The organism is Actinomyces sp. oral taxon 180 str. F0310 (assembly GCF_000185285.1).
GTDB lineage: Bacteria > Actinomycetota > Actinomycetes > Actinomycetales > Actinomycetaceae > Pauljensenia.
The window spans coordinates 1470390-1472746 of sequence record NZ_GL622194.1 but is presented as its reverse complement, the minus strand read 5'-3'; the positions used below and the strand labels follow the sequence as shown (position 1 = coordinate 1472746).

General features: G+C 67.4%; 3 protein-coding genes. All 3 read right to left on the bottom strand.

All coding sequences use genetic code 11. The features are described 5' to 3' along the window. The coding region (locus HMPREF9006_RS10865) for a PP2C family protein-serine/threonine phosphatase (RefSeq protein ID WP_009212729.1) at positions 1–835 on the bottom strand (835 nt) is incomplete at its 3' end. Between the two features lie 3 nt (positions 836–838). After that, a complete protein-coding gene (locus HMPREF9006_RS06245) occupies positions 839–1339 on the bottom strand; it encodes an FHA domain-containing protein FhaB/FipA (protein WP_009212728.1) in 501 nt (166 codons plus the stop codon). Positions 1340–1343: 4 nt separating this feature from the next. Next, positions 1344–2045: an FhaA domain-containing protein gene (locus tag HMPREF9006_RS06240; protein ID WP_034231293.1), complete on the bottom strand. Its 702-nt coding sequence runs from the start codon at positions 2043–2045 to the stop codon at positions 1344–1346. Positions 2046–2357: the final 312 nt, after the last annotated feature.

The following is a 2357-nucleotide window of genomic DNA, read 5'->3' as shown; positions in this document are numbered from 1 at the left end:
CGGCCGCGCGCGCCGCGGCCCCCTCGCCGCCGCGCGACTTGGCGTGACGGTCGATGGCCGCCGCGCCGACGATCTGCGGCGGGGCCGGCGGGTAGGTGCCCGCGGGAACGATGTCCGCGATGACGCACGTGATGTTGTCGGGGCCACCCCCCAGTAGCGCCAGGCGGATGAGCTCCTCGGCGCATTCGCCCGGATCCGCAAAGTCAGCCATCACCTGGCCGATGGTCTCGGGGGAGACGAGGCCCGAGAGGCCGTCGGAGCACAGCATCCATCGGTCGCCGACGACCGCCTCGCGGATCGTCTCGTCGGGGGCCACGTCGGCCTGCGCGTCGCCCAGGATCTTCAGGACGACGTTGCGGTTGGGGTGGTGCTCCGCCTCCTCGGGCGTGATTTGGCCGGTGTCGACCAGGTACTGGACGAAGGAGTGGTCGGTGGTGACCTGGGTGAGGGTGTCGCCGCGCAGCACGTAGGCGCGCGAGTCGCCGATGTGGACCATCGCCAGGCGGTTGCCGCTGCGCATCAGCGCGATGCAGGTGGTTCCCAACCCCTCCAGGTCGCGATCCCGGCTGGAGCGGTCGGTGAGCTCTTCGTGCGCGTCCAGGAGCGCCTCGCGCAGGAGGGGCAGCATCGAGTCAGCGGGGTGCGAGTCCGTGTCGAGGGGAACCAGGTGCGCGAGGGCCACCGAGGAGGCGATGTCGCCGCCCGCGGGTCCGCCCATGCCGTCGGCAAGAACGAGGAGGTTGGCGCCGGCGTAGCCGGAGTCCTGGTTGTTGGAGCGCACGAGGCCCACGTCGGAGCGGGCAGCGTAGTGAAATTGAACGGCGTTTCCTGACATGCTTCAGCCCACCAACTCAAGGGTCGTCTGGCCGATACGGATGACGTCACCGATCTTGAGCTGGCGCGGGGTGGCCAGCCGTTCGTCGTCGATGAAGGTGCCGTTTCGGCTGGAGAGGTCTTCGATCCACCAGCCGTCGGACTGGGGGGTGAGGGCAGCGTGGCGGCTCGAGGCGTACTCATCTTCGAGGACGAGGGTGCAGGCGGGGGATCGGCCGATGACGATGGGGGCCTCGCCCAGGGGCAGCATGGTGCCGACCAGCGGGCCGCCGGTCACCAGGAGGTCCTTGGGGGCGAGCGGGTTGGTGGACGTGCGCTTCTTCTCCTTGCGCTTCTCGCGTGAGGCCTTTCGCCGCGATGCTGCCTTGTCGCGTCCCTTTCCGCGCGGGGTCACGACGGTTCCGAAGATGTCGCGTCGCAGCGTGTTGACGGCGGCGAGTACGAGGAGCCAGAGCAGCACCAGGAAACCGATGCGGAAGACAGTGAATGCGAGGTCTGTGGTCACTTCATTAAACTCCGCTCTGGTCTGGATGGGTCCAGAAGAGAATCTTGGTGCGTCCGATGACGATCTGGTTACCGTCAAGCAGTGTTGCGGCATCGATCCTGTGGCCCTCGACGAACGTTCCGTTGGTGGATCCCAGGTCGGTGGCGATGACGCCCGAGGGGGTGATGCGCAGCTCCAGGTGGCGACGTGAGACGCCCGAGTCGTTGACGACGATGTCGGCCTCGGAGCCGCGACCGATGACGGTGACGGGCTCGGTCAGGAGCCACTTGTCCCCGTCGATGTCGATGATGGGGTGCTCGGGGGATGCGGACGAGGCGGTGGCCGGGGCGGCCGGACCCCTGCGATTCTCGGCGTCCACCTTGAGGGTGCCGCTGGGTTCGAGGGCTTCGGCGACGAATTCAACGGTGACGGGCCCGAGGAGCGAGTAGTCGTTTGACGAGGCGTGTTCGGTGGCCTGCTGGGCGAACTCGTCGGCGAGGACGTCGAGGGAGGCTTCGAGGGAGGAGAGGTCGGTGCGCGAGGCGTAGACGGTGAAGTGGTTGGCGGCGATGATGCGTGAGGCGGAGACTTCCTGGACGGACTCGTCCATGGCGCGGCGGATCGCCGTGGTGATGTCCACGGGCTTGATCCCCGACCGGAACACACGCGAGAAGGCGCCGTTGACGCCTCTCTCGACGGCGCTCTCGAAGCGGTCGAAGATGCTCATAGTCGTGCTCTCCTCATTCCCCCGCGCGGTGCGCGCGACGTACGGTGTGGTGGCAGCGAGGCCGCTCCCAGTCACAGTCTAGCCGCCGCGGGAAGGGGTGTGGTTCTATCTGCATGGATGTTAGCGATGAGATGCGACCCTCGTTCCCGCGTGTCAGGCGCGTCGTGGCGGGGAATACCCCGTAACGATGCGCCTGTGGCGTTTGGTGCAATTGTTGCATATGTGGCAGGAAGTGTGTGGGAGCAGACAGCGCACGAGATCGAGTGAGCGCTCGTGGGTGCCCCCGCCACGGCGGGAACACCCACGAAAGCC